This window comes from Vibrio fortis, assembly GCF_024347475.1.
In the GTDB taxonomy this organism is placed as follows: domain Bacteria; phylum Pseudomonadota; class Gammaproteobacteria; order Enterobacterales; family Vibrionaceae; genus Vibrio; species Vibrio fortis.
In genome coordinates this window covers 194,735-219,730 of the sequence record NZ_AP025488.1, presented here as the reverse complement: position 1 = coordinate 219,730, position 24,996 = coordinate 194,735, and the positions used below count along the sequence as shown (strand labels likewise).

Sequence of the window (24,996 nt, the reverse complement as noted above, 5' to 3'; positions counted from 1 at the left end):
TTTGCTTTAACTGATTCTATAGGTACAAAAAAAGTCGCATCCGTGCGACTTTTTTCATTTTTGGCGGCCAAACCAATTTGCTATATCCACTCTGTAGCAATCCATTAATGCAAATTTTCAGAATGTACTTATATGACGTTGTTAATGTGAATTAGTTCCACTTATGCAGCACTTTTTTTAGGTTTTTCATCAAGATCGAAAGAAGCATCGATGAGTTTCTGCGTGTATTCATGCTGTGGATTTTGGAAAATCTCTTCTGCAGTACCTTGCTCCATCACTTCACCCTTTTGCATCACCAGTACGCGATCAGATAAGGCTTTCACCACGGATAAGTCATGGCTGATGAACAAGAAGCCGATGTTGTGCTTAGCTTGAATATCCTTCAGAAGATCGATCACCGTTAGCTGAACCGAGCGGTCAAGCGCCGATGTTGGCTCATCTAGTAAGATGAATGATGGTTCAAGGATAAGCGCACGAGCAATTGCGATACGTTGACGTTGCCCGCCAGAGAACTCATGCGGATAGCGGTTGATCGAGTTTGGTTCTAAGCGCACCTCGAGCAGGGCTTTTCGTGCACGTTCCAAGCGTTCTTTCTTAGTCAAATGAGGCTGGTGGACGGTTAATCCTTCCGTGATGATCTCACCTACCGTCATACGTGGTGATAGCGAACCGTATGGGTCTTGGAACACCATCTGCACGTCTTTCTTGAGGTTGTGACGCTCTTTATCTGTTAATAAGCTGACATCTTGGCCTTTGTAGACGATGCGGCCAGTGGATGGCAGAAGGCCGATTAAAGCACGACCCAGAGTCGATTTACCTGAACCGGACTCACCCACAATACCTAGAGTTTCACCTTGCTTAAGCTTGAGAGAGATACCTTTCACTGCCTCAAAATATTGGCAACGGCTCTTAATAAAGTGTGGCTTAACCAAGAACTTCACGCGAATGTCGTCCGCTTCCAGCAATTGCGGTGCAGACTCTTCAATTGGGGTTTTCGCGCCTTTTGGTACTGAGTTGATCAGCATGCGGGTGTATTCATGTCTTGGTGCTTCAAAAAGCGGGACAGTCTCGCCCTCTTCAACCAGTTCGCCCTTACACATCACCAGTACACGATCGGCAAAGTGTTTTACTACGCCTAAATCGTGGGTAATGAACAGAATCGCCATCCCCATCTTGGCTTGAATCTCTTTAATCAGAGACAGGACCTCGGCTTGTACCGTTACATCCAATGCCGTTGTTGGTTCATCGGCGATAAGAATGTCAGGCTCATTAATCAATGCCATTGCGATCATGATGCGTTGCAGTTGACCGCCAGAAAATTCGTGTGGGTATTTGGTGTAGGCTTGACTTGGATTCGGTAGATGCACCAGATCAAATAGTTCTAATACGCGCGCTTTGGCTTGTGCTTTCGACACATTACGGTGACACATGATCGCTTCTGCGACTTGAATGCCGACGCGTAGGTAAGGGTTAAGCGAGGTCATCGGCTCTTGGAAGATCATGCCGATGCGATCGCCACGCACTGCCTGCATCTCACGCTCAGATTTATCGAGAATCGACTCACCTTCAAACTCAATATACGATTCTGGATGAATAATGGCGTTATCTGGCAGTAAGCTCATTAGGGCGTTAGACGATACCGATTTACCCGAACCTGACTCGCCCACAATTGCGAGGGTTTCGCTTGAGTTGAGCGTGAAATTAATGCCCTTTACCGCATCAATGATTCCATCATTGGTTTTAAAACTCACGGAAAGGTTGTTGACCTTAAGGATGGCTTTGTCTGACATGATACGTCCTTATTCAGTTTAAGACATTGGGTGATGGGTAGGTGTCGTGTGTCGACTTCAATTGTCCAAAATAGTGATGCGCTCTTTGAAGTTGCTCTAGCTCTATCATCCATTGAGCATTGCGCTGTGCACTACAAAAAGCGATTAAGTGTTTGAGTAGCTCTTCACTCTGTTGCTCTAGCAGCGAGTGAGTGCGCTTGATTAGAGAGTTATCTTCTAAAGAGATGAACTGCATTAAGGCATAAGATTGATTCAGTGTGTCGAACGCATCTTGTTGGTTGCCGAGTTTGTTTAGAATCTCTGCCTGAGAAATACTGGCGTCTCTTAACCCTGTTAACAGGCAAGCAAACTGACAAGGCTTGATGTCATTCTGGAATGCAGCGTTTTGAATATGATGAGGAAGTGAACTCAAAACATCGCCGTAGAGACGCTGAGCTTCTGGCCAATGACCCTGCTCCATGAGTTGTTCCGCTTTAAGGTAGTGCATCCAGCATCGTTCTAAATCCATCTTCTCGGCCTCTAATTTATAAGACCAAAGAATGTTAATGATATTTATTATCAAATGCAAACTAAAATCATTTGATTTTGTTGCAAATGTTAAATCATTATAGTGTCATCGATTTCTGTTAGTTTCATGGATTTAGCGTGAAATTGTTCGTTATTTGTTCGGTTGAGCTGTGGTGTAGCGTAAGTCACTAAATTTATGGGAAATTACATCTACACTTATTTGAACTATACCCAGAACTAAAGGATTAAGGAGGCGGCGATGGCGATTCAAAGACTCAACTCAGAGCAACTGTATCAGGTAGCTGAACTTGAAAAGTTGCCTTGTAAGTCGACCAAGGAACTGGCTCCCATTGATGAGATAGTTGGACAAGAGCGCGCACAAAAAGCGGTCGAGTTTGCTATGTCGATCAAGGAAAAGGGTTACAACATTTATGCGATTGGCCGCAACGGTCTTGGTAAGCGAACCATGATCTTGCGTTATCTCAATCGTCACACCGCAGAGCCAGAGCAGTTATTCGACTGGTGTTATGTCGCGAACTTCGACGATATTCGGACCCCAAAGGTACTTAAGTTACCAAGTGGTGTTGGTACTAGCTTAAAACAAGATATCGAAAAGTTGATGCGTAAGCTTTTAAAAGCGATGCCATTGGCGTTTGATAACGAGATGTATTTTGGTCGAGCTGACACCTTAAAGAACCAGTTGGCGAGTAAACAGCAAGTGGCGCTTGAGGCGATCAGTTTAGAAGCCAAAGAGAAGGGTATTAACCTAACGATTACTTCGAAAGGTGACTATCAGTTTGTTGCGATGAATGGTGAGGAGCTGCACACCGAAGAGACGTTTGATCAACTCTCTGCTGAAGAGCAAGAGCAGTTCGATAAGAGCATTGACGCGCTTGAAGTCGGGCTACGTACCATCTCTAGAGAACTGACCGAGCTGGAAGAGACATACACTGAGAAGATCCAGAAACTGAATGATGATACCACGCGTGATGTAATCACTCATTTCATCAAGCAGCTGAAGCAGGATTACAGCCAGTACCCAGAGATCAAAAAGTACCTCACAGCGCTTCGCAAAGACATTGTCGAGAATGCGGAAATCTTCTTGGAAGAGAGTAACGAGCAGGCAGAAATCGCGACCGCTTCGTTAGACAAGAAGCTGCCTCGTCGCTACAAAGTTAACGTGTTGGTGAGTCAGAAAGAGCATCAATTACCCATCGTGGTTGAAGATAACCCGAACTACCACTCACTGTTTGGTTATGTGGAAACGGCGACGTTTAAAGGCACGGTATTTACCGACTTTTCACTGATTCGTGCCGGTAGCTTACATCGTGCGAATGGTGGCGTGTTGTTGATGGACGCGGTGAAAGTACTAGAGCAACCATATGTTTGGGATGGCCTCAAGCGTGCACTTCGTTCTCGTCAACTAAGCCTGACTTCTCTGGAAAAAGAGGTCACCTTAACGGGCGCGGTGTCGCTTGATCCAGAGCCGATCCCACTCGATGTGAAGATCATTTTGTTTGGTGATTACCGCACTTACCAACTGCTTCAACATTATGATGCGGAGTTTGGTGAGCTGTTCCGTGTGACGGCTGATTTCGAAGACGAGATGAAGCGAACCCCTGATTCAGAACTGCACTACGCACGTTTTATTTCGAGTATCGTTCACGACAACGGCATGCTGCACTGTGACCGTAAAGCGATTGCGCGCATCATTGAACACAGTTCTCGTCAGGCGGGTGATCAGGGTAAGCTGTCGCTGCATTCAGCTCATATCGCCAATCTGCTGCGTGAATCTAACTATGTAGCCAAAGGTTCAAACTCGAATCTGATTCGTGCGGGTCATGTTGAACAGGCATTGGCAAATCAGCAGTTGCGTGTTGGTCGATTGCAAGACAGCGTGATGGAGACCTTTACCAATGGTACAACCTTGATGCGTGTGGAAGGCGAAGCGATCGGACAGGTCAACGCGCTATCTGTACTCAGTACAACTGACCATATGTTTGGTGCGCCGAACCGTATTACAGCGACCACCGCTTACGGTGATGGTGAGGTGATTGATATTGAGCGAAACGTCGATTTGGGTGGCAGTATTCACTCAAAAGGGGTGATGATTCTGTCGGCTTACCTATCTTCTGTGTTTGGTAAGACGGCAAAAGTACCACTGACGACCAACATTACCTTCGAACAGTCTTATGGTGGGGTCGACGGAGACAGTGCGAGTATGGCTGAGTTCTGTGCCGTTGTATCTGCCTTCTCAAAACAGCCTAACCGACAAGACATTGCGATCACGGGTTCGATGAACCAATTTGGTGAATCTCAGCCTATCGGTGGTGTGAACGAGAAAATTGAAGGCTTCTTCGATGTATGTGAAATCAAAGGGCGCAGTAATACGCAAGGGGTGATTATCCCTCGCTCTAACGTCCATAACCTGATGCTGCGTAGCGATATCGTCAAGGCGGTAGAGAAAGGTGAGTTTAACATCTGGGCTATCGAGCATGTGACAGAAGCGATTGAGCTGTTTACGGGTAAACCTGCCGGCGAGCCAAGTGATGAAGGCAGCTATCCAATTGACACTGTCTTTGGTATTGCCCAAGCGAAGCTCAATGCGTTGAGAAAGTAGTGAGATCGACACAAGCGAACGACTGGCTTTGTTTGTGTCATCGTCATCAACGAAAACAGCCATCAAACGATGGCTGTTTTTTTATTGGATATGTTTCGGTAACGCTTAGCCCTGTCTTAGGCGTAATTTGGTGCCATCAAACTTTAACTTGCTTAGCAGGTTGCGAGCATTAGCTCGGCCTACCTCGTCGAACTCAACGCCATATCTCGCATAGTGGGTCGACTTTTGCAGGTTACAGATCACGCCTCTCAGAGGGGGTATCAAAGGACCATTGTAATTGTCTGATGAGATCTCAATCGAAACACGTTCGGCTACTTGAAGGTTTCTTGATGTTGGCGATGTGACAAATCGACAGCCACTCTTAGAAAGGTCACGGATTTCACAATCAGTGCGTTGATCATTGATGTTGATCTTGCCCGCTAAGTTGACCTCATAACGAGTCTCTTTACGCAGTTGCGTTACTTGCATCGTGCTGGGTGTAGACAAGATCAGCAGCGGGAATGGTTCGCCGATGTTGTGGTGAATCTGACTTCTAAAGTGGATCAGTGCACCTTCACCTCGAAGAGAGTATGCGCGAACGGTCATCCAGAAGCCCTCTTGGAAGAAAAAGCCAAGATCGTCTGATGAGACTTCAGGAACTTCAATCAAGATGCAGTTTTCACTGTGTGTGCCAATGAATTTGGTGGTGGCTAAGAATTTACTGCCAACTGGGGTGGTAATGTTGAGAGTCAGTTCACTGCCATGCTCAATCATCGCCAATGCATCCGTGCTGTTGATGGTGGATACGGTGCGATTTCGCGGATCTTGCAGTGATTGGTTTGGCTCCACAGGTTTCTTTAGTGGTGCGTTCATTGTGTGTTCTCCATGCGCCAACATGCGTTGTCTGACAATAGACGGTTCTTACGTGCTAGATTTAGGTAAGTGAGAGGATTGGATATTGAATCTGGTGGCGGTGTCCATTTCAGATTTATTTGTAATTCCCACTTTATCGTTTTATTTATATGCACGTGCGTTAGTCTATTAACATCAATCTAAGACTTCAATCGTTTATCGTTTAGCATGTCGAATATTTATAGGAGTTGAGAATGCAGGCAGTAAAATGGGATCAGGAAGCCCAGCAAATAACGGTAGAGCTAGCTCCCGAACAATACGCCTTGGTGAAATATCAGCAGCAAGGACAAGTGCTTCATATTACCTCAACTCGCGTCCCAGATGAGCTACAAGGGCAGGGCATGGGTAAAGTGATGATGGAAGCGATTCTCCCAGAGATCGAGAAGGCAGGCTTCAAAATTGTCCCTGTCTGCAGCTATGTTGTGCACTATATGGCAAGGCAAAAGCAGTGGGCTCATCTACTGGCGGATGAGGCATAACGAGGAAAGTATGTCTTGTTCAACCACCGATTCAACAACGCTTCTATACAATGATATCGCGCGCTCAATTCATGGTTCTGAGAGTCATCACGTCGAAGTCATTCAGCGCTTATGGGGAGGCTACGGAGAGCTGGTTCGCCTGCACTTCCCTGATACACAAGGCGTGAACAGCGTTATCGTCAAACACGTTGCGCTGCCAGAGAAAACAGAACATCCGAAAGGGTGGAATACTCAGCTCTCGCACCAAAGAAAAGTAAAGTCTTATCAGGTGGAAACCTCATGGTATCAAGAGTTTACTCAAAAGTATGATGTGAACTGTCCCGTTCCCGTTGGCTTGCAATGCCAGCAAACTGAAGGGGAGTGGTTAATCGTGATGCAAGATCTCAAGACACTCGGCTTCCCAAACACATCTAACTTTGATGTGTTAGCGAATGACGTTGAGGGTTATAGTCTAGAGGAGTTGCATCAACGTCATGCTTGTTTACATTGGCTCGCACATTTTCACGCTAAACATATCCAAATCAATCCAAGTGACGTCGCGAGTTTGTGGGAAACAGGAACCTATTGGCATTTGGCAACACGCCCGGACGAACTCAGTGCATTGGCAGACCAAGCACTGAAGCAAAAAGCCGAGCGGATTGACCAGAAGCTAAAGAACTGCCCTTATCCGACGCTCGTACATGGCGATGCTAAATTAGCCAACTTCTGTTTTGATGTGGAAAATCAAAATGCGGCCGCGGTCGATTTTCAATACGTAGGGCTTGGCTGTGCGATGAAGGATGTGGCGCTGTTTATGAGCAGTGCAATTAGGCCCAGAGATTGTGCAGAGCTAGAGAGCGAGGTATTGAACGTCTATTTTGATCTGTTTGCTCACGCGTTGGCAATCTATCAGCCACACCTAGCAGCGGCAGAAGTCGAAGCGGCTTGGCGCCCTATGTTTGCCACGGCATGGGCCGACTTTCAACGCTTTGTTAAGGGTTGGAGCCCGAATCACTGGAAGATTAACCCATACACTGAGCAGCTAACAAAGAAAGCGCTCAGTGAGATGAACGAACAGGAGTTTGTTGATGTTCGATAAAACTGCAAGTTGGAAGACGCCGCAGAACTTTTTGTTGCTGATTTCGATTATTGTCCCGATCGCATTTTCTAGCTGGATGGCGCTGTTGAACAACTTTGTTGTTGAGCGCGCTAACTTTGATGGTGCCGATATCGGATTACTTCAGAGTGTCCGTGAAATCCCTGGTTTTCTGGCATTTACGGTTGTGTTTGTGTTGGCTTTTATTCGCGAGCAACGATTCATGCTGGTATCGCTGGCGATGCTGACTATAGGCACAGCAATCACAGGTTTGTTTCCGTCATTGACTGGGTTATTGCTTACTACAGTCCTCATGTCGACGGGCTTCCATTACTTTGAAACGTTAAAGCAGTCGCTTTCTTTGCAATGGCTGAGCAAAGAAGAAGCACCAGAGATGTTAGGGAAAATGATCTCGGTTGGGGCTCTTGCTTCTCTTATCACCTATGGCTCTATTTGGGTGATGTTAGAGCAACTCAAGCTCGATTTTGTTTGGGTTTACGGCATTACTGGCGGGATAGGCTTCTTACTCGTACTGGTGATGACATTTGGTTTCCCTGAGTTCAAAACCGAGACGCAGCAGAATAAGAAGCTAGTGCTGCGTAAGCGCTACTGGCTTTACTATGCACTGACCTTTATGAGTGGTGCTCGTCGACAGATCTTCACTGTATTTGCAGGCTTCTTGATGGTGGAGAAGTTCGGGTATTCAGCTGCGGATGTCACGCTTCTTTTCTTGATTAATTACCTATTTAACTTCTTGTTTGCTAAACGTATTGGTAAGTTCATTGGTGTTGTGGGCGAACGCAAGGCACTGATATTTGAATACGTGGGTTTGATTTGTGTGTTTGTGGGTTATGGTCTAGTTCAAAGCGCTGAGTGGGCGGCGGCCTTGTATGTAATTGATCACCTTTTCTTCGCATTGGCTTTAGCAATCAAAACCTATTTCCAGAAGATTGCGGATCCGGCTGATATGGCTTCGACCGCGGGTGTTTCTTTCACCATTAACCATATTGCGGCGGTGGTGATCCCAGTGGTGTTCGGTGTGATTTGGTTAGCGTCTCCTGCCACCGTATTCTATATCGGTGCTGCGATGGCTGCAGTTTCCCTAATGCTTTCTCTAAATATTCCTAAAGTACCGGAAGATGGCAACGAGGTGCGTTACTTCAGTTGGCGATAAGCACTCTTAGGTAAATTGAATAAAACAAAAGCTCCAATGTCGCCATTGGAGCTTTTTTGTCTCTGAACGATTTTAATGACTTCGTTGAGTTTACGAGGTCGAGTTTATTACTGACTTACCTTTAAACCGTTGCGCAGTTTGAACATTTTCTTCGGCGCCTTGGTGAGTAAGATACCAAATAATAACGGCAACATGAGAATCAGTGACTGCTCCGCAAGCATCTCACCGTTGATGATGGCTGAGATAACGAGCGCAACCACCGGGAAAATCAGGAAACAGATTGAAGCTTGGAAAGGCGTCGATACTTGTCCCAGTTTGAAGTAAGCCACAATACCACCAACACTTGCGATAAAACCTAGGTAGACAACGGCAGAGATAGAGTCCCAAGTAAATGCAGACACATCGACATTTTCACCAACAGCAGAAACTGCGAATAGGAAAAGAGAAGCAATGAAACACGGCACTGCATTGTAGGTCAGAACTTGAATCTCTTTACAGTGCTTTTGAACCAGAACATACATGACTGCGTGAATCGCTACAGCAAGCCCTAAAGACACAGTGCCAATCAGGTAATCTTCACCGCCCATTTGCATCTCATTCCCAAGAATCAAACACAGGCTAATTACAGCTGTAAGAAGACCGAAAATTTGGTGTTTGGCAAGGCGTAAACCAAGAAACAGCCCCGACATCAGCATCACGGCAACCGGCATGTTAGCAAAGATAATAGAGGCCAAGCCTGAAGAAATGTACTGCTCACCATAGATCATTAGGGTAAACGGAATCGCAAAGTACATCAGCGCGACAATTAAGATCCACTGGCGTTTTCCTTTTGGAAACATCAAAGGCTGGTTAAACCCTCTGGAGAGTACGGCCAATAGAGGTGCGGCAAGGAGAAAGCGCAACGCTGTCGCAAAGATTGGTGGGATAGAGTGCAAGGCTACTTCCATCGCAAACCAAGTTGTACCCCAGATAAGGCATACCGACAAAAAGAGCAAAATAGTAAAAGACTTCGAATTCATGGTGACTTCCCAATACTTATTATTTTAAATCATAGGCTTGTGCCGCCTAATTGATGTGCCACAGTATAAGGAGCTCTCAAGAGAAATAGTTTTCCTTTTTATCTCTGATTTCTATCTTTGTTAAAAAATTTTTCTGTTAAATTGTTCTTTATAAGAAATAATTTCTCGCAATGCGATTTTTAATAATATCATTGTTCTTTGTGAGGGTTTGTGGAGACTGAAGGAGAAAAGTCCCCTTTATCGAAGATACAGAAAATAAAGGGGGTGAGAGTTACCAAATGAAACGGTAAAAAGGGTTGAATCTCAACAGGGCTCTAGAATCTTAAGTTGAACCCAAGCTCTACGCTGCCATCAGAGCGAAATACGTCCCCAGGGCTGACACGCTTCTGTCCAAAGGTGTATTTCACATAAGGCTCTACCCATTTAGGTTTTAAAGTAAACGTGACATCTTGGCTGTTGTAATAGCCTTTCTCGCCCGTTAATTGGCGATCATGGCTGAAAGAGTAGGAAAAGCTCATGTGCTCGGAAGGTGAATAGCTCGTACCTATGGTGCTTTTCCATTCGCGATTCGCATCGTGAAGATCGGCTAGCGAGAATTTCCGCCATTCATGTGAAGTGTTGGCAAATAGCATGATATTTTCTGAAAGCGCCGTTCCGCTAAAAATACCAATGTCATAGATATCAATAAGGTCAGCGCGGCCATAACTAACGAAAGCTTCGGTGTAAAATTGCCCTAAGACTAAGCCATAGCCAGTTCCAAGCTCAAGGTAGCCTTCACTGTCGATCTCTGCATTAATGTTGATCGCATCGGTCGCTTGAATCACGCCTGATACCGTGCCGACCCAAGTATCACCGGCCTTAGCGGTTTGGAAGCTGAGGCTAGGTTCGTGGTAGCTCAGTTGTTGTAGCTGGTGGTCGTTAGCGGAAACACTGAGTGTCACCAGCATAGCCATTGCCAAAGATATTCGTCTCATTTCACTTTCAACCTTGGTTCAAACAAAAAGGAGCCACTTAGAAAGCGGCTCCTTTGCTTTTATTCACTGTTTTATTTAGCCGCGGCTAACACGGTCTTTTACAGCTTGTTTGATTTGCTGACGTTGCTCTTGTGAAAGTGATTGAACTTTCTGTTTTAGTTCTGCTTTTTGCTCAGCAGTTAGATTTGGCTTTGCAGGAATCCAATCATGGATTGCATCTGAGATAGCTCCTTTCGCAGCAGTGCGAAGTTCATCTACAGTTTTCTTTTCACCAGTTAATAAGTAGTAGCCCAAAGAATTGCCTTGAAGATCCATTTCAATGTTCGCGATTTTCAGCATGGTTAGCTTATTGTCTTGAGACCACTCTTTCGTCATCTCTTTAGTTACAGTCCAAGCTTTCACTCGCATATCTTCATTGATGGCACCAGCACCTTCATTGGCAATAAACGCAAGTGCCAGGAATTTCTGTTCTTCTTTTGTTAGATGAGTCATTGCTTCTTTGTAAGCGTTCACTGTCTTTACAGAAACGGTGCTGCGACCTTCATCTCCTGAGATAATGACACCGGTAGCTGTATCAGTAATAGTTACTTCACTCGCACCTAAAGTGATAACGAGTTTATTATCGTCAACCATTTCGAATTCGAAGCCAACTCCGTAGTCAGGATCCGTTAAACCCCAGCCATTGTCAGTATCGCCATCAATAGATACATTAGTGTCTCCTGTCGCACTATCCCATGTGTAGATCATTCCGTCTTTGTGTACGGTGACAATGGTAGTTTCAGTCGATACTGAGTAATTGAGGGATGTCCCGTTGTACAGTGTCACGGTGCCTCCGTCAGAACTACCTTTGAATTCACCTACAATTTGTCCATCTTTGATAACGTAACCATCATCACTAACTGAGCCGATTAGTTCATCTCCAACAAAGATCAGTGTTTTTCCATCAACAGGAATTAACTTAATTGAGCTTGCGCCTTCGTCACCCCACTTTGGTGGTGTTTCAATAACAACAGAATCTGCAATCAAACGTCCATCGACAACCGTAAGTGTAACTTCGACTTTTTCACCGTTTACCACGCCGTTAAACACGATTTGGTCGCCTTGATTTTCGATGTGACCAATTTCATTGTGATCGTTATCAGTAACGACACCATCTTCAATGTGATACAGGTTGCCATCAATTAAAACTAAAGTGGTTGTTTCACCATTGTCACTCGATATATCACGGATAATTAATGCGTTGTGGTTGCCTTCATCACCGACTACACGAGCTGCGTCCACGTTTTCACCTTGCATGTAAGTTACATCCGCAATCCCATCTTGAGCTGCTGGTGGATTGCTACTTGAACCAGAAGAAGAACAGCCAGCTAGGAAAGAAGCGGCGATTAGGGTGCTTAGTAATTTTAGTTTCATTGATCTACTCTCAAAATAGTTAAGGAACTCGTGTTGCGTCTTGCAGTATTGATGGCGTTCCTAGCCGATGAGAGAAGTATATGGAGTGGACAAAAAAGCCTCTAATTGCTTGATGGAATAGAGGCTTTAACGTTCGGTTATTAATGAGAGAAAAGAAACAGCGTGATAACTCTAGGTTATTATTGAGTTTTACTCGAAGCACTGTTTAGAAGGTTCTCTAGAATCTTCTTCAGCCATAATGTGGTAGGGCTATTACGATTCTTGTGGTGATAGTAGGCACACATCATTGGCTGTACATCTGTGCTGTCGAACAACAAATTGATCGCTCTTAACGACGTTTTCTGCTCGATCTCTAGAAATTTTGAGGCGGGGAAGAGCATGTCTGAATTGCGCACAACGTCTATGACCGCTGAAGGTAGCTCTGAACGAAATCCAATGCGAGCTTTATGACCTTTGATTTTGAGTATCTTCTCTGCAAGGGATTGATGTGAGTTCCAATCGACGGCGATCACTGAGGCTAATTCGAAATTCACGCCATCTTTGACCTCTATGTAGTCATCTTGATATGGGTGATCTTCACGTACATAACCCTTGAATGTATCTTGAGCTATGTGTTGCTGAAGCAGCTCTTTTGGTGCGTGATTGATCTCGTAGTTAAGCCCAATGTGGACTTCATCATTGATGATGTCAGTCATAGTAGTGCCAGACCAGTTCAATAACTGGATCTGTACATGAGGGGCTTGTGCACGAATGGCTTTGAACAGTTTGCTAGAAAGAGAGCTGAGCAGATAGGGGGAGAGTGCAACCTTGATGATGCCTTGTAACTCAGCTGGGTTGAATTCATTACTGGTGTTTATCGCACACGACAGCTCGTCTAGAATCGGTGAAATGCTTTCAGCGAGCATATTGGCATGTTCCGTGGCTCGCAGGCCGTGATGTGTCTTTACAAATAGCTCATCACCAAAGTGGTCACGCAGACGTTGTAGGGCTTTACTTACCGCGGGTTGGGATACAAAAAGTCGCTCTGATGCTTTTCTCATATTGCGCTCTTGATGCAGTATGATGAAAGTTCGAAGAAGGTTGAGATCGAGATTTGCGAATAAGTCTTTTGCCATTTTGCCCCCTAACGTCACGTATACTCTTTAATCATATGACGACGATTCATGTAGGACAAATGGAAAATTCGTATGACGTTACGGTCAAATAAATAAAACCCGTGTGAAACGGGTTTTATTTAAGTTTGAAGAGGTTATCTTGCCTTTAACGGCTTATTTGGTGTTGATATTGTCTTAGGTTGTCGAATCGCAAGGATGACTTGAGGTAAGAGTGACATCACAATCATACCTGTCATCAGTGAGTACTGAGTGGCAGTGAAAGACTCACCCATCAACAGCATTCCCATCACGATCCCTGCTACAGGGTTAGCAATACCGCCAAAGGTAAAGTCGACCACTGACATACGTTGTAGCAACCAAACGTACATGCCGTAACCCAGTGCCGTATTCAAACCAATCACCCACAATAGACCCATAAAGTTACGCGAATCGAAGTGCGTTACTGCGTTTGCGTATGGTTGTGGGTCGATGAAAGCATGAGTCGCCGAAGCCACAGACAAAATTACACCACCAAGAATTAACTGCCAAGTCAGTACTTTCCACCAGTGCATGCGATCGCCGAGTGACTTAGTAATGCTGCTGCCAACAATGATACACATGATAGCGGCAAACATAGCACCTAGTCCTACAGGGCTGAGTGAGATTTGACTTGGATTAAACAGCATCCACGCCAGTGAAATCAGTCCGACACCCGACAAAGCTTGAATCAGGTTAGGGCGCTGCTTTTTCACAACCCAATGGAAGATCATTGCAAATACAGGTACTGAGATCATACCTACGCCGGAAATGGCAGAAGGCAAGGTGAGAGCCATAACAAAAATCAGACCGAAGAAGGTCGCAATATTGATTAAACCCAGTGTGAAAATGATTTGCCACTCACCTTTTTTCGGTAGAGTAGGTTTTACAGCAAGCAATAATAAACCTGCAGGCAAAGCACGCAGAGCACCGAGTAGTAAGGGTGGCCACTCCTGTAGCGTAAACTGCGTCACTGCATAAGTTGTACCCCAGAAGAAGGCGGGGATCATTGCTAATAATATATTCATCTAAAATATCTTTACGTTAAGATAACTCTTGGTGTGAAGAGTATACCCATAACTAGTGGTTGTAAAGTATCTTTATGTTAAACTAGTTTGAAGCAACTAAGACTAATAACGGAGCGTGATTGCAAATGGATGCTATTGACCGCGTAGTAGAGCAATGGGCAAAGGAAAAGCCCGACCTAGAAACAGAGCCGATGGCGATTATGGGCCGAGTAATGCGTATCGCTAAATACATGGAGACACAGGTTGCCGACCTTCATAAGCAGTATGATATGAAGCTAGGAGAGTTTGATGTATTAGCGACCTTGCGACGTTCGGGCAAGCCTTATCGACTCACCCCATCAGAACTGATTGGTTCTATGATGCTGACCTCTGGTGCAATGACTAACCGATTAGATAAGTTAGAAGCCAAGGGGCTGATCAGTCGCGAGCACAGTAAAGAAGACCGTCGCAGTGTCAGTGTTAAGTTGACCAAAAGCGGATTAACGCTCATTGACGAAATGATGACTGAGCATGTTGAAATGCAGAAGAAATTGGTGAAAACCCTGTCAGCGAGTCAGAAAAAGAATACCAATCAACTGCTCAAAACATGGTTAAGTGCATACGAATAAGCGCTTGTTGCACGTCAATATTGATAGCTGTCTAATGATTGCCACCAAGTTAAAATGAAAAACCGAAGCTCAGTGCTTCGGTTTTTTTATTAGTGTGTAGATACCTGTTTATGGGTAACACAACAAATAGGTATTCGATTAGGCTTGCAGCATCTCATCGCTGTAAAGGTCTGCACAACCAATGCCATTAATCGCACAGCTTTCGTCGATATCCGAGATATCACCACTGACACCAATGGCACCGAGTACGGTTCTATCCTTATCTCGAATGAGTAGCCCCCCAGGTACGGGCACCATATTTCCATGTGCGAGCACATTGACCGCGGAGATAAATGCTGGTCTGTTATCTGCATCTTGGGCGAGTTTTCTGGATGAGCAACCCAGTGCGAGTGCTCCCCAAGCTTTAGCAATCGCGATGTCTGGTCGCATCATGCTAGAGCCGTCCTGACGCTGCAGAGAGATGAGCTTGCCACCGCTGTCTAAAACCGCGACGGTCAGAGGCTCGGTATGAATCTTCCTGCCTGCTTTAAAGGTTCCATCTATGATGGTTAGCGCTTGTTGTAGAGTCAAACTTCCCATGTTATCTCCTGTTTTTCAGGGGCTTAAACCAACTTGTTCTCGCTTCGTTTAAGTATTAAAGCGGCGCAAGTTCAAGTTGGCCAAGCGTCAGGTCATGACGCTTGTAGCAGCCCATAGCTGGGTAAAGTTAGGAAGGCGGCGAACGCTTCTGCTGTAGACAGTTGATAGAAGAGATCGGCTGTCTCTTCGAATCGACCTGCTGCATAGCGCGGCTCTCCGACTTCTTGTTTAATGGTGTCTAATTCTTGGTATAGCCAAGAGTGGAAGAGTTCTTTGGTAAAGGTTTGGCCATCGTCTAGCGTGACGCCGTGGTGGATCCATTGCCAAATATTGGCTCTTGAAATCTCTGCTGTAGCGGCATCTTCCATCAGTCCATAAATTGGTACACAACCATGACCTTGAATCCATGCCTCGATGTAGTAGAGAGCGATGCGAATGTTCTTGCGCACGCCAGCTTCGTCGCGCGTTCCCTCACAAGGCTTTAACAGTAGTTCAGCATTGATCTCGTGTTGTGGACTTTGGAAATCGATCTGATTGACCTTACCGCCTAGGTGTTTGTCGAATTCTGACATCGCAAGATCAACCAGTGCTGGGTGTGCCACCCAAGTCCCATCGTGACCGTTTTTAGATTCTCGTTGTTTGTCTTCAATAACCTTGGCAGTTACGCGCTCCATTTCTGCAGGATCTTTCGCTGGGATGAATGCCGACATGCCGCCCATCGCTAGCGCGCCACGTGCGTGACAGGTACGTACCAGCAGCTGGCTATAAGCGTTAAGAAACTCTTGATCCATGCCGATGCCGTGGCGATCAGGCAGAATACGATCTTGATGGTTCTTTAATGTTTTGATGTAGCTGAAAATGTAGTCCCAACGGCCACAGTTCATTGCAACAATGTGGTCACGCATCGCATAAAGGATCTCATCCATCTGGAATACAGCAGGCAGTGTTTCAATCAATACCGTTGCTCGAATCGTGCCTTTTGGTACGTTGAAGTATTGCTCTGTAAAGCTGAAGATATCGTCCCACCATTGTGCTTCTTCCATGCTCTCAAGTTTTGGAATGTAGTAGTACACACCTAAGCCTTGTTCTGCTCGTGATTGATAGTTATGGAAAAAGTAGAGAGCGAAATCCATTAAGCAGCCCGCTATAGGTTGGTTATTAAACTGGATAGACTGCTCTGGAAGGTGAATACCACGTGGTCGCGCGATTAGCAGCGCAGGGTTATTCACCAGCTGGTAGTTCTTCTGTTTCTTTTCATCGTAGTAACTGATGGTGCCGAGGTTGGCATCTCTTAGATTGATTTGACCGTCGACCATGTTCTCCCAGGTTGGAGATGAGGCGTCTTCAAAGCAACACATGAAAACTTTGGCGCCGGAGTTTAGCGCATTGATGACCATTTTACGTTCAATAGGACCGGTGATCTCAACGCGGCGGTCTAATAGTTCTGGTGGTGGTGTCGCAACCTTCCACGTTTTGTCGTCACGAATTGCCGCAGTATCCTCTCGGAAGTTAGGCAACGCACCTTCATCGAATTGTGCTTGTTTTGTTTCGCGGTCAGTTAGCAGGTTCTGACGGCGTTCTCCAAACTTTTTCACCAGTGCTTCTAAGAAGATCAAAGCGTCTCTAGACAGGATCTTTTTGTACTCGGCATTGTCCATGTTGCCAAGTACCTGCATACACAAAGCGTCTTCTCTCTCTTTTACGTCATTCATCATTGTCTGTCTCCTTTGAACAATACGATGTCATTTTGTATACAAAATTCTATTTTTAAGCTTATTTATATGGCAAAAACTGTAAACAATCAAAGCCTATTTAACATTTATTTATCATTTGAAAAATCTAAAATTTATTTTTATATAAAGATATTTTATGTAAAGCAATGAATTGTAAGCTTTTAGGGGTTAGTGCTCACTTAAAACGCGCGTTTGATGTAATGAAAATGTTTCAGATCGGACTTGATAAATGCTGAGAATGGCTCATAGTACACAAAAGTTTGTTTAATTGTATACAATCTGAACTGGAGGTTCGAATGGCAATTATGAAAGCGATTGAAGCAGCGGTTGAAGTGCTTAAACGTGAAGGAGTCGATATCGCATTTGGTGTTCCTGGCGCAGCGATTAACCCAATGTATGCGGCGATGAAAAAGCTTGGTGGTATTGATCACGTTCTGGCTCGTCATGTAGAAGGCGCTTCGCATATGGCGGAGGGATACACGCGATCCAATCAGGATAATATTGGTGTCTGTATCGGTACTTCTGGCCCTGCGGGAACGGATATGATCACCGGTCTATATTCAGCATCGGCTGACTCTATTCCTATCCTATGTATTACAGGTCAGGCTCCACGAGCAAGGCTGCACAAAGAGGACTTTCAAGCGGTAGATATTGAATCCATCGCTCAGCCTGTTACTAAGTGGGCGACCACGGTACTCGAACCAGCGCAAGTGCCTCGTGCGTTTCAAAAAGCGTTTCATTTAATGCGTTCTGGCCGACCTGGCCCAGTTCTAATTGATCTGCCGCTAGATGTTCAGTTGGCAGAAATTGAGTTCGATATTGACTCTTACGAACCCCTAGAGCCATACAAGCCAACAGCAACCAAACAGCAGGTTGAAAAAGCCCTCGCTATGATGGCGCAAGCGGAGAAACCATTGATTGTCTCTGGTGGCGGCGTGATCAACGCAGGTGCTTCTGAATTGCTTCAACAGTTTGCAGAGATCACAGGCGTTCCTGTTATTCCAACGCTAATGGGGTGGGGTTCGATTCCAGACGACCATGAATTAATGGCCGGTATGGTAGGGCTACAGACCTCCCATCGCTATGGTAATGAAACCATGCTGAACTCGGATTTTGTTTTCGGTGTTGGTAACCGCTGGGCAAACCGTCATACCGGTTCTGTGGATGTGTACACCGAAGGTCGAAAATTCGTGCATGTTGATATTGAACCAACCCAAATTGGCCGCGTGTTCTGCCCGGACTTAGGCATTGTGTCTGATGCTAAATCGGCACTGGAGCTGATGGTTGAAGTCGCTCGAGAGTGGCGCGATGCAGGCAAGCTGCCAAATCGAAGTGATTGGGCGGGTGAGTGTCAGCAGCGCAAGGCTACCATGCTACGTAAAACCAATTTCGAAGAAGCACCGATGAAGCCGATGCGCGTTTATGAAGAGATGAACAAAGCCTTTGGTCGCGACACCTGTTACGTAAGCACGATAGGTCTATCGCAGATTGCTGCTGCTCAGTTCCTACATGTGTATAAGCCGCGTCACTGGATCAACTGTGGTCAGGCGGGCCCGCTGGGTTGGACAACACCTGCGGCACTAGGCGTTCGTGCAGCGGATCCAAATCGTGACATTGTTGCTATCTCTGGTGATTACGACTTCCAATTCATGATTGAAGAGTTGGCGGTAGGTGCACAGTTTAATCTTCCTTATATCCATGTGTTGGTGAATAACTCTTACCTAGGTTTGATTCGTCAAGCTCAGCGTCAGTTTGATATCGATTACTGCGTACAGCTGGCATTCGATAACCAGAATGCGCCAGAGCTTGAAGGCTACGGCGTAGACCATGTTGCTGTTGTCGAAGGCTTGGGTTGTAAGGCGATTCGAGTTCGTGAACCAGAGCAAATTGCAGCTGCTTTTGAGCAAGCTAAAGCGCTTATGAACAAGCATAAGGTACCGGTGGTTGTGGAGTTGATCCTTGAGCGAGTGACCAACATTTCGATGGGTGTAGAGATCAATGCCATTAACGAGTTTGAGCCACTAGCGGAGACTCGCGAAGACGCACCAACAGCGCTTGCACACAAATAATATGTCTCCGTTAAGCCCATAACAGCTTAACGGAGCATCAATGGGTACAAACTCGTGCCCTAAGAAACCAGATAAGAAGGACAGAGTCATGGCGAAATTTGCGGCTAATTTGTCAATGTTATTCACCGAAGTTGATTTTATGGATCGTTTTGAAGCAGCGGCCGACGCAGGCTTTCAAGGGGTCGAATATCTATTCCCTTATGCCTTTGATGCGCAAGCGATCAAGCAGAAGTTGGTTGAGAACAATCTAGAACAGGTGTTGTTTAACCTACCTGCGGGCGATTGGGATGCCGGTGATCGCGGGATAGCGGTCGACCCAGCAAGAGTGGAAGAGTTCCAAGCAGGCGTGCCTAAAGCCATTGCCTATGCTAAGGCGTTAGGTTGTAAACAGGTGAACTGCTTAGCGGGTATTGTGCCTCAAGGTGTTACACCACAAGACGCGCATTCTGCGTTTGTGATTAACCTTCACTACGCGGCAAACGCATTAGCAGCTGAGGGGATCAGCTTAGTGATTGAGGCGATCAACACGCGCGATATTCCGGGCTTCTTCCTCAATACCACTGAACAAGCGAAAGCCATTATTAAAGAAGTCGGGAGCGATAACCTTTCGATTCAATATGACATTTACCACATGCAGATTATGGAAGGCGATCTTACGCCAACCATGCAACAGAACATCGGCCAAATAGCGCACGTTCAGTTGGCTGACAACCCAGGACGCCATGAACCAGGAACTGGGGAGATCAACTACCCATTTGTTCTCAACTACCTTGATGAGCTTGGCTACCAAGGCTGGGTTGGCTGCGAATACAAACCGAAAACGACAACAACAGAAGGCCTTGGTTGGCTGCACCAGTACCGTTAATTGCGTCTGGTTATCTTAAAACGTTAAGGAGAACAACATGTCTAAAATTGCATTTATTGGTACAGGTATCATGGGAAAACCAATGGCAAGCAACCTTCAAAAAGCTGGCCATGAAATCCTTCTCTCAGACCATTTCAATCCGGCGCCTGCTGATCTTGTCGCTGCTGGTGCTACGGTTTACCACTCGCCAGCGGAAGTAGCAGAACAGGCCGATGTGATCATTCTAATGGTGCCAAATACACCTCAAGTTGAAGATGTTCTGTTTGGTGACAACGGCGTAGAGCAAGGCCTTATCGCGGGTGGTGCAGCCGGAAAGCTGGTGATTGATATGAGCTCGATCTCGCCTATCGCGACTAAAGCGATTGCTGCCCGAATTAATGAAGGTGGTGCAGCTTATCTTGATGCTCCGGTATCAGGGGGTGAAGTGGGTGCTATCAATGCGACACTGACCATTATGGTAGGCGGTGAACAGGCGGCTTTTGATAAGGCGCGACCTCTATTTGAAGTGATGGGCAAAAACATTACGCTAGTGGGCGATAACGGTGCAGGCCAAACCTGTAAAGTTGCCAACCAAATCATCGTGGCGCTGAATATTGAAGCTGTCTCCGAGGCGCTAGTATTTGCTTCTAAAGCGGGGGCTGATCCTGCCCGAGTTCGTCAGGCTCTATTGGGAGGCTTCGCAAACTCTAAGATTTTAGAAGTACATGGCGAGCGTATGGTAGAGGGCACATTCGACCCGGGCTTTAGAATCTCGCTGCATCAAAAAGACCTAAACCTTGCACTGACTGGTGCCGAAGAACTTGGCGTTGCGCTACCGAACACGGCCACTGCTCAGCAGCTATTTGATGAGTGTGCCGAGATGGGTGGTGAAGGTTGGGACCACTCAGCTCTTATCCAAGCCATTGAAAAACGTTCGGATCACTCAATCCGATAGTACCCAATCTTGGGTAAATCCATTCGTTACTCTGGTATTGAATGCATGGTTCACGAAATCAGAGTAACGAACTTAGGCTGCCACTTCTCCAGGGTGGGCGGCCAACCCCACAGGCTCGAGCAGTTTGTTTATAAATCGCGTAGTTTCGTCTCCTTTTATGCGCGTCCCTAATATAAGGTGAAGGTTGAAGTTGTTCCTTTCCAACTTATTTCTTAGCAGGCACCTGTGTCCTTGTATTAGGGTTCTTTTTTCTTCCGTCGACTAAGGAGTGGCTGATGGACATCGATGCTAAACAGTTTTTACATACCCTCTTTTCAAGTGCCGTTAATGAAGCGCTGCCGCGAAACCACATAGAACCATTTCTTTCAGAGTCGATTTTTTATCGCTCCTCTAATCAGGCTGGACGTACTGTGGTGATTGGCGCCGGAAAAGCAGCGGCGTCGATGGCTGCAGAGCTAGAAGCCGTGTGGCGTGACAAGAAAAAACAAGACTTAGCACTAAGAGAGCTCGAAGGTTTAGTGGTGACTCGTTACGAACATACCGCGCCTTGTGAGCATATTGAAGTGATTGAAGCGGCGCACCCAGTACCTGATCAAATGGGATTAGAAGTGAGCCAGCGAATGTTGAAACTGGTGAATAACTTAAGTGCAGATGACACCGTGATCTGTTTGTTGTCGGGCGGTGGTTCTGCGTTACTGAGTTTGCCTGGTGGAGATATTAGCCTTGCCGAGAAGCAGCAGATTAATAAAGCGCTGCTGAAGTCTGGCGCAGCAATTGATGAGATGAACTGTGTTCGTAAACACCTATCGCTAATCAAAGGCGGGCGTCTTGCTAAAGCAGCGTACCCTGCCAAAGTGGTTTCATTGGCTATCTCAGATGTACCCGGTGATGACATCAGTGTGATTGCATCGGGCCCAACCGTTCCAGATACCACGACTCGTTTTGATGCGCTCGCTATCTTAGAGCGTTATCGAATTGATCTGCCAGCGTCAGTATTCGAATGGCTTAATAGCCCCGAATCAGAGACCATCAAACCCGATGATTCGTGTTGGAAGACCGCTGAACATCATATTATTGCAACTCCGGTGTCTGCGTTAGAGTCTGCCGCTGCAGAAGCGGAAGGACTTGGCATTCCCGCGTATATTTTGAGTGATTGTATTGAGGGTGAAGCAAGGGAGGTGGCCAAGGTTCACGCCGCGCTCGCGAAACAAGTGGCTAGTCGACAGCACCCTTTTGAGACGCCTTGCGTATTGCTCTCAGGAGGTGAAACGACCGTAACGGTAAAAGGGAATGGTCGAGGCGGGCGCAACTGTGAGTTTTTGTTGAGCCTGTTTAATGAGCTCAAAGGGCATGACAACATCTACGCATTGGCGGCAGATACCGACGGTATTGATGGGGTTGAAGATAACGCGGGGGCTTGGATCACACCAAACACGTGGCATCAGAGTGAGGCATTGTCTTTAAAAGCGGAATCCTATTTAGATGCTAACAACAGCTATGCCTTCTTTGATAAGGTCGATGTGTTGCTTACGACGGGGCCAACATTGACCAACGTGAATGACTTTCGAGCGATTTTGATACTTTAAAGTTAACCTCCCTCTCATTTATTAAAATATATGAACCAATCGATTGGCCGTCTCATGCACAATAAAGGGGCGGCCAAAGTTATTTGTATCGCGAAGGACACTAAAGCTAAATCAATCGGTTGTAGGGATATGATATGTCTAAGATCAGGCAGAAGAACCAAGACTTAATCATTCAAGTGGCGTGTGAGCAATTCGCGACGCACGGCTATGCAGCGACAAAGATGGTTGATATCGCCAAAGCTGCTGACATTCCTAAGCCTAACGTGTTCTATTACTTCAGTTCAAAAGATAAGCTCTATAACGCAGTGTTAGAGTCAGTGACGCAACCGTTGTTAGAAGCCTCGCGCCCAATTGAAGAGCTCGATGATCCTGTCGAAGCACTGTCTCAATACATTCAAACTAAGTTAATTATCTCTCGTGATCACCCACACGCTTCTAAGGTTTTTGCCAATGAAGTGATGTCGGGCGCTAAGGTTTTGCCGAAAGAGATTGGTGATGAGCTTTATAAGCAATCTCAGATGATCATCGATAAGTTCGCTACTTGGTCTGCACAAGGGCTAATGGATGACGTTCCTGCACATCACCTAATGTTCACCATCTGGGCGGCCACGCAAACCTATGCTGATTTTGGTTGGCAGATTTGCAGTGTGATGAAAAAAGATCAACTTGATGACCAAGATTATGAAGACGCCGCTAAGTTCATCACACAGCTGGTGATAAAAGGATGTGGTGTTAAGAGCTAAGCTGTTTCAGTTTCATACAAGGCCTGCAATTGCAGGTCTTTTTCATATTGGCCTCAAGATATTCAATTGCAGTGATTGCGCCTCGTATTTCCATAATTGTGATTTGCTGTGCAATAACCGATTTCATTATCCGCTCGACTCGATTTAGTATGTCGTTTTATTTAATGGCAAGGTCATATCCGCCATCAAAATCGAAAGTAGCGAAATCTCGCAGGCAAGCTACTTTGTTTTATCAAGGGGCTATCGCTCTCTATAAATGGACGCACAACTTAAAGGTACACTGATGACTCTCAAAAGCTTGGCATACACGATTAGCGCCGTTCTGTTAACTGGCTGTGGCTCGACTGTAGCGACCAACGATTACAACGCAGACTTATTGATTACTAATGGCCAAGTGTTGACGATTAACGCGAACAAGGACGTGATTGATGATGGGGTTGTCGTGGTGAAAGACGACCAGATCATCGCGGTTGGTAGTGAGGAGCTGTTGACTCAATATCGCGCGGAGAAAGTGATCGATGCTCAAGACGGTATCGTCATGCCTGGTATGATCAACGCTCACAACCACCTTCCTATGATTGCATTTCGTGGATTGGGAGAAGAGGGGATCTCGAATCGTCTTTTTGCCTACTTCTTTCCGCTTGAAGCAGAAAAACTGAGTCGAGAGCTTATCTATAATGCGACCAAACTAGGCAGTATTGAATTGGCACAAAGTGGTGTCACAACGTATGCCGATATGTATTACCACATGGATGAGATGGCCAAGGCAACCAAAGAGGTTGGTCTGCGTGCCGTGCTTGGTGAAACTGTTATTAAGTTCCCGGTTGTTGATGCGAAAGAACCTTATGGTGGTATTGATTACGCAAAAGGGTTCATCGAAGCGTACCAGAATGATGACTTGATTACGCCAGCTTATGCGCCACACGCCGTCTATACCGTGAGCAAAGATAAGCTACAAGAAATCAATAAACTGTCTGCTCAATACGATGTGCCTGTGTTGATTCACGTTGCGGAATTTCCTAATGAAGAAAAACGCATTAAAGATGAAACCACAGCAAGTTCACCAGTGGAGTACATGGATGAAATCGGCGTACTCGATGAGCGTGTCGTGATTGCTCACGGTATTCACTTGTCTGAGAACGATCAGAGGCTTTTAAAACAGGCTGACGCCGGGATCTCTTACAATCCAATGGCAAACGCTAAAGGGGCGACCGGCATCGCTCCTGCATGGGATATGTACCGCGCAGACATGCGAGTAGGTTTGGGTACCGATGGCCCAATGAGCTCTAACCAAGTGGATATCATGCGCACCCTTAGCTACGCAGCAAACATGCAGCGCTTAAAGTACTCAGACCGTACCATTATGATTCCTGAACAAGTGATCGAGATGGCGACTCTAGGCGGTGCCAAGGCTCTGCATATGGAAGACCAAATCGGTTCATTGGAAGTCGGTAAAAAAGCGGACATCGTGATTGTAGAGACTCAGTCAGCGAACATGATGCCAAGCTATGACCCGTACGCCACCTTGGTTTATCAAGCGAACCCAAGCAACATCGATACGACGATCATTAACGGTCAAATCGTGATGGAAAATCGCGTGATGCAGACGGTACAACTGGATGACATCCGCCAAAGCGTGGATGAATTCGAAGCAGACATTGCTGAGTTTGCAAAGGAGTTGGCGAAGAAGGCCATTAAATCAAAGAGTTTGATGGATTAGGTCTTAGCCTGAACCTAAGATTGAACAAATAAGGCCGACAATTCGTCGGCCTTTTTAGT

General features: G+C 45.9%; 21 protein-coding genes. 11 read left to right on the top strand and 10 right to left on the bottom strand.

What is annotated here, in order from left to right:
• Positions 1-161: 161 nt before the first annotated feature.
• On the bottom strand, positions 162-1,790 hold the full coding sequence (locus tag OCV50_RS15565; RefSeq protein ID WP_239839281.1) for an ABC transporter ATP-binding protein: 1,629 nt from the start codon (positions 1,788-1,790) through the stop codon (positions 162-164).
• 13 nt (positions 1,791-1,803) lie between these two features.
• Positions 1,804-2,298 carry a hypothetical protein gene (locus tag OCV50_RS15560; RefSeq protein WP_261904820.1) on the bottom strand — a complete coding sequence of 165 codons (495 nt, stop codon included), beginning with the start codon at positions 2,296-2,298 and terminating at the stop codon, positions 1,804-1,806.
• Positions 2,299-2,556: 258 nt separating this feature from the next.
• Between OCV50_RS15560 and OCV50_RS15555 the strand changes: the two genes are divergently transcribed.
• Positions 2,557-4,917, top strand: coding sequence for a Lon protease family protein (locus OCV50_RS15555; RefSeq protein WP_261904819.1), 2,361 nt, complete (start codon positions 2,557-2,559; stop codon positions 4,915-4,917).
• Positions 4,918-5,022: 105 nt separating this feature from the next.
• Here the strand turns inward: OCV50_RS15555 and OCV50_RS15550 are convergent, their stop codons facing one another.
• Positions 5,023-5,769, bottom strand: coding sequence for a flagellar brake protein (locus OCV50_RS15550; protein WP_261904818.1), 747 nt, complete (start codon positions 5,767-5,769; stop codon positions 5,023-5,025).
• Between the two features lie 233 nt (positions 5,770-6,002).
• Here OCV50_RS15550 and OCV50_RS15545 point away from each other — a divergent pair, with 233 nt between their 5' ends.
• Genes OCV50_RS15545 through OCV50_RS15535 form a run of 3 tightly spaced genes read left to right on the top strand, consistent with a single transcriptional unit; the run spans position 6,003 to position 8,536 of the window.
• Entirely contained in the window at positions 6,003-6,287 is a 285-nt protein-coding gene (locus OCV50_RS15545) for a GNAT family N-acetyltransferase (protein ID WP_239839277.1), read from the top strand.
• 10 nt (positions 6,288-6,297) lie between these two features.
• The gene (locus OCV50_RS15540; protein ID WP_261904817.1) at positions 6,298-7,365 is read left to right on the top strand and encodes an aminoglycoside phosphotransferase family protein; all 1,068 of its coding nucleotides are present in this window, start codon (positions 6,298-6,300) and stop codon (positions 7,363-7,365) included.
• Entirely contained in the window at positions 7,355-8,536 is a 1,182-nt protein-coding gene (locus tag OCV50_RS15535; RefSeq protein ID WP_261904816.1) for an MFS transporter, read from the top strand. Before OCV50_RS15540 ends, OCV50_RS15535 begins: the two co-directional genes overlap by 11 nt.
• Before the next feature lie 107 nt (positions 8,537-8,643).
• On the opposite strand, the gene OCV50_RS15530 is transcribed toward OCV50_RS15535, so the two are convergent.
• From OCV50_RS15530 to OCV50_RS15510, 5 genes are all read right to left on the bottom strand, one after another.
• The gene (locus OCV50_RS15530) at positions 8,644-9,555 is read right to left on the bottom strand and encodes a DMT family transporter (protein WP_261904815.1); all 912 of its coding nucleotides are present in this window, start codon (positions 9,553-9,555) and stop codon (positions 8,644-8,646) included.
• A gap of 314 nt (positions 9,556-9,869) precedes the next feature.
• Positions 9,870-10,529, bottom strand: coding sequence for a hypothetical protein (locus OCV50_RS15525; RefSeq protein WP_261904814.1), 660 nt, complete (start codon positions 10,527-10,529; stop codon positions 9,870-9,872).
• A gap of 75 nt (positions 10,530-10,604) precedes the next feature.
• The gene (locus OCV50_RS15520; protein WP_261904813.1) at positions 10,605-11,942 is read right to left on the bottom strand and encodes a WD40 repeat domain-containing protein; all 1,338 of its coding nucleotides are present in this window, start codon (positions 11,940-11,942) and stop codon (positions 10,605-10,607) included.
• A 179-nt stretch (positions 11,943-12,121) separates the two neighbouring features.
• The gene (locus OCV50_RS15515; protein WP_261904812.1) at positions 12,122-13,057 is read right to left on the bottom strand and encodes a LysR family transcriptional regulator; all 936 of its coding nucleotides are present in this window, start codon (positions 13,055-13,057) and stop codon (positions 12,122-12,124) included.
• A gap of 134 nt (positions 13,058-13,191) precedes the next feature.
• The gene (locus tag OCV50_RS15510; protein ID WP_261904811.1) at positions 13,192-14,100 is read right to left on the bottom strand and encodes a DMT family transporter; all 909 of its coding nucleotides are present in this window, start codon (positions 14,098-14,100) and stop codon (positions 13,192-13,194) included.
• Positions 14,101-14,225: 125 nt separating this feature from the next.
• Here OCV50_RS15510 and OCV50_RS15505 point away from each other — a divergent pair, with 125 nt between their 5' ends.
• Positions 14,226-14,708: a MarR family winged helix-turn-helix transcriptional regulator gene (locus OCV50_RS15505; RefSeq protein ID WP_239839269.1), complete on the top strand. Its 483-nt coding sequence runs from the start codon at positions 14,226-14,228 to the stop codon at positions 14,706-14,708.
• Positions 14,709-14,846: 138 nt separating this feature from the next.
• Here OCV50_RS15505 and OCV50_RS15500 read toward each other — a convergent pair whose 3' ends face one another.
• Positions 14,847-15,287: a GlcG/HbpS family heme-binding protein gene (locus tag OCV50_RS15500; protein ID WP_032553543.1), complete on the bottom strand. Its 441-nt coding sequence runs from the start codon at positions 15,285-15,287 to the stop codon at positions 14,847-14,849.
• 92 nt (positions 15,288-15,379) lie between these two features.
• Entirely contained in the window at positions 15,380-17,002 is a 1,623-nt protein-coding gene (gene aceB, locus OCV50_RS15495) for a malate synthase A (protein WP_261904810.1), read from the bottom strand.
• A 314-nt stretch (positions 17,003-17,316) separates the two neighbouring features.
• Between aceB and gcl the strand changes: the two genes are divergently transcribed.
• The 6 genes from gcl (at position 17,317) to OCV50_RS15465 (ending at position 24,937) form a co-directional block, all read left to right on the top strand.
• On the top strand, positions 17,317-19,089 hold the full coding sequence (gene gcl / locus OCV50_RS15490; RefSeq protein WP_261904809.1) for a glyoxylate carboligase: 1,773 nt from the start codon (positions 17,317-17,319) through the stop codon (positions 19,087-19,089).
• An 88-nt stretch (positions 19,090-19,177) separates the two neighbouring features.
• Positions 19,178-19,954, top strand: a complete 777-nt coding sequence (gene hyi / locus OCV50_RS15485; protein ID WP_239839266.1) for a hydroxypyruvate isomerase — start codon at positions 19,178-19,180, stop codon at positions 19,952-19,954.
• Positions 19,955-19,991: 37 nt separating this feature from the next.
• A complete protein-coding gene (locus OCV50_RS15480) occupies positions 19,992-20,888 on the top strand; it encodes a 2-hydroxy-3-oxopropionate reductase (protein WP_261904808.1) in 897 nt (298 codons plus the stop codon).
• A gap of 275 nt (positions 20,889-21,163) precedes the next feature.
• On the top strand, positions 21,164-22,474 hold the full coding sequence (locus tag OCV50_RS15475) for a glycerate kinase type-2 family protein (RefSeq protein ID WP_261904807.1): 1,311 nt from the start codon (positions 21,164-21,166) through the stop codon (positions 22,472-22,474).
• A gap of 134 nt (positions 22,475-22,608) precedes the next feature.
• A complete protein-coding gene (locus tag OCV50_RS15470; protein ID WP_239839263.1) occupies positions 22,609-23,217 on the top strand; it encodes a TetR/AcrR family transcriptional regulator in 609 nt (202 codons plus the stop codon).
• Positions 23,218-23,500: 283 nt separating this feature from the next.
• Positions 23,501-24,937, top strand: a complete 1,437-nt coding sequence (locus tag OCV50_RS15465) for an amidohydrolase (protein ID WP_261904806.1) — start codon at positions 23,501-23,503, stop codon at positions 24,935-24,937.
• The last annotated feature ends 59 nt before the right edge of the window (positions 24,938-24,996 follow it).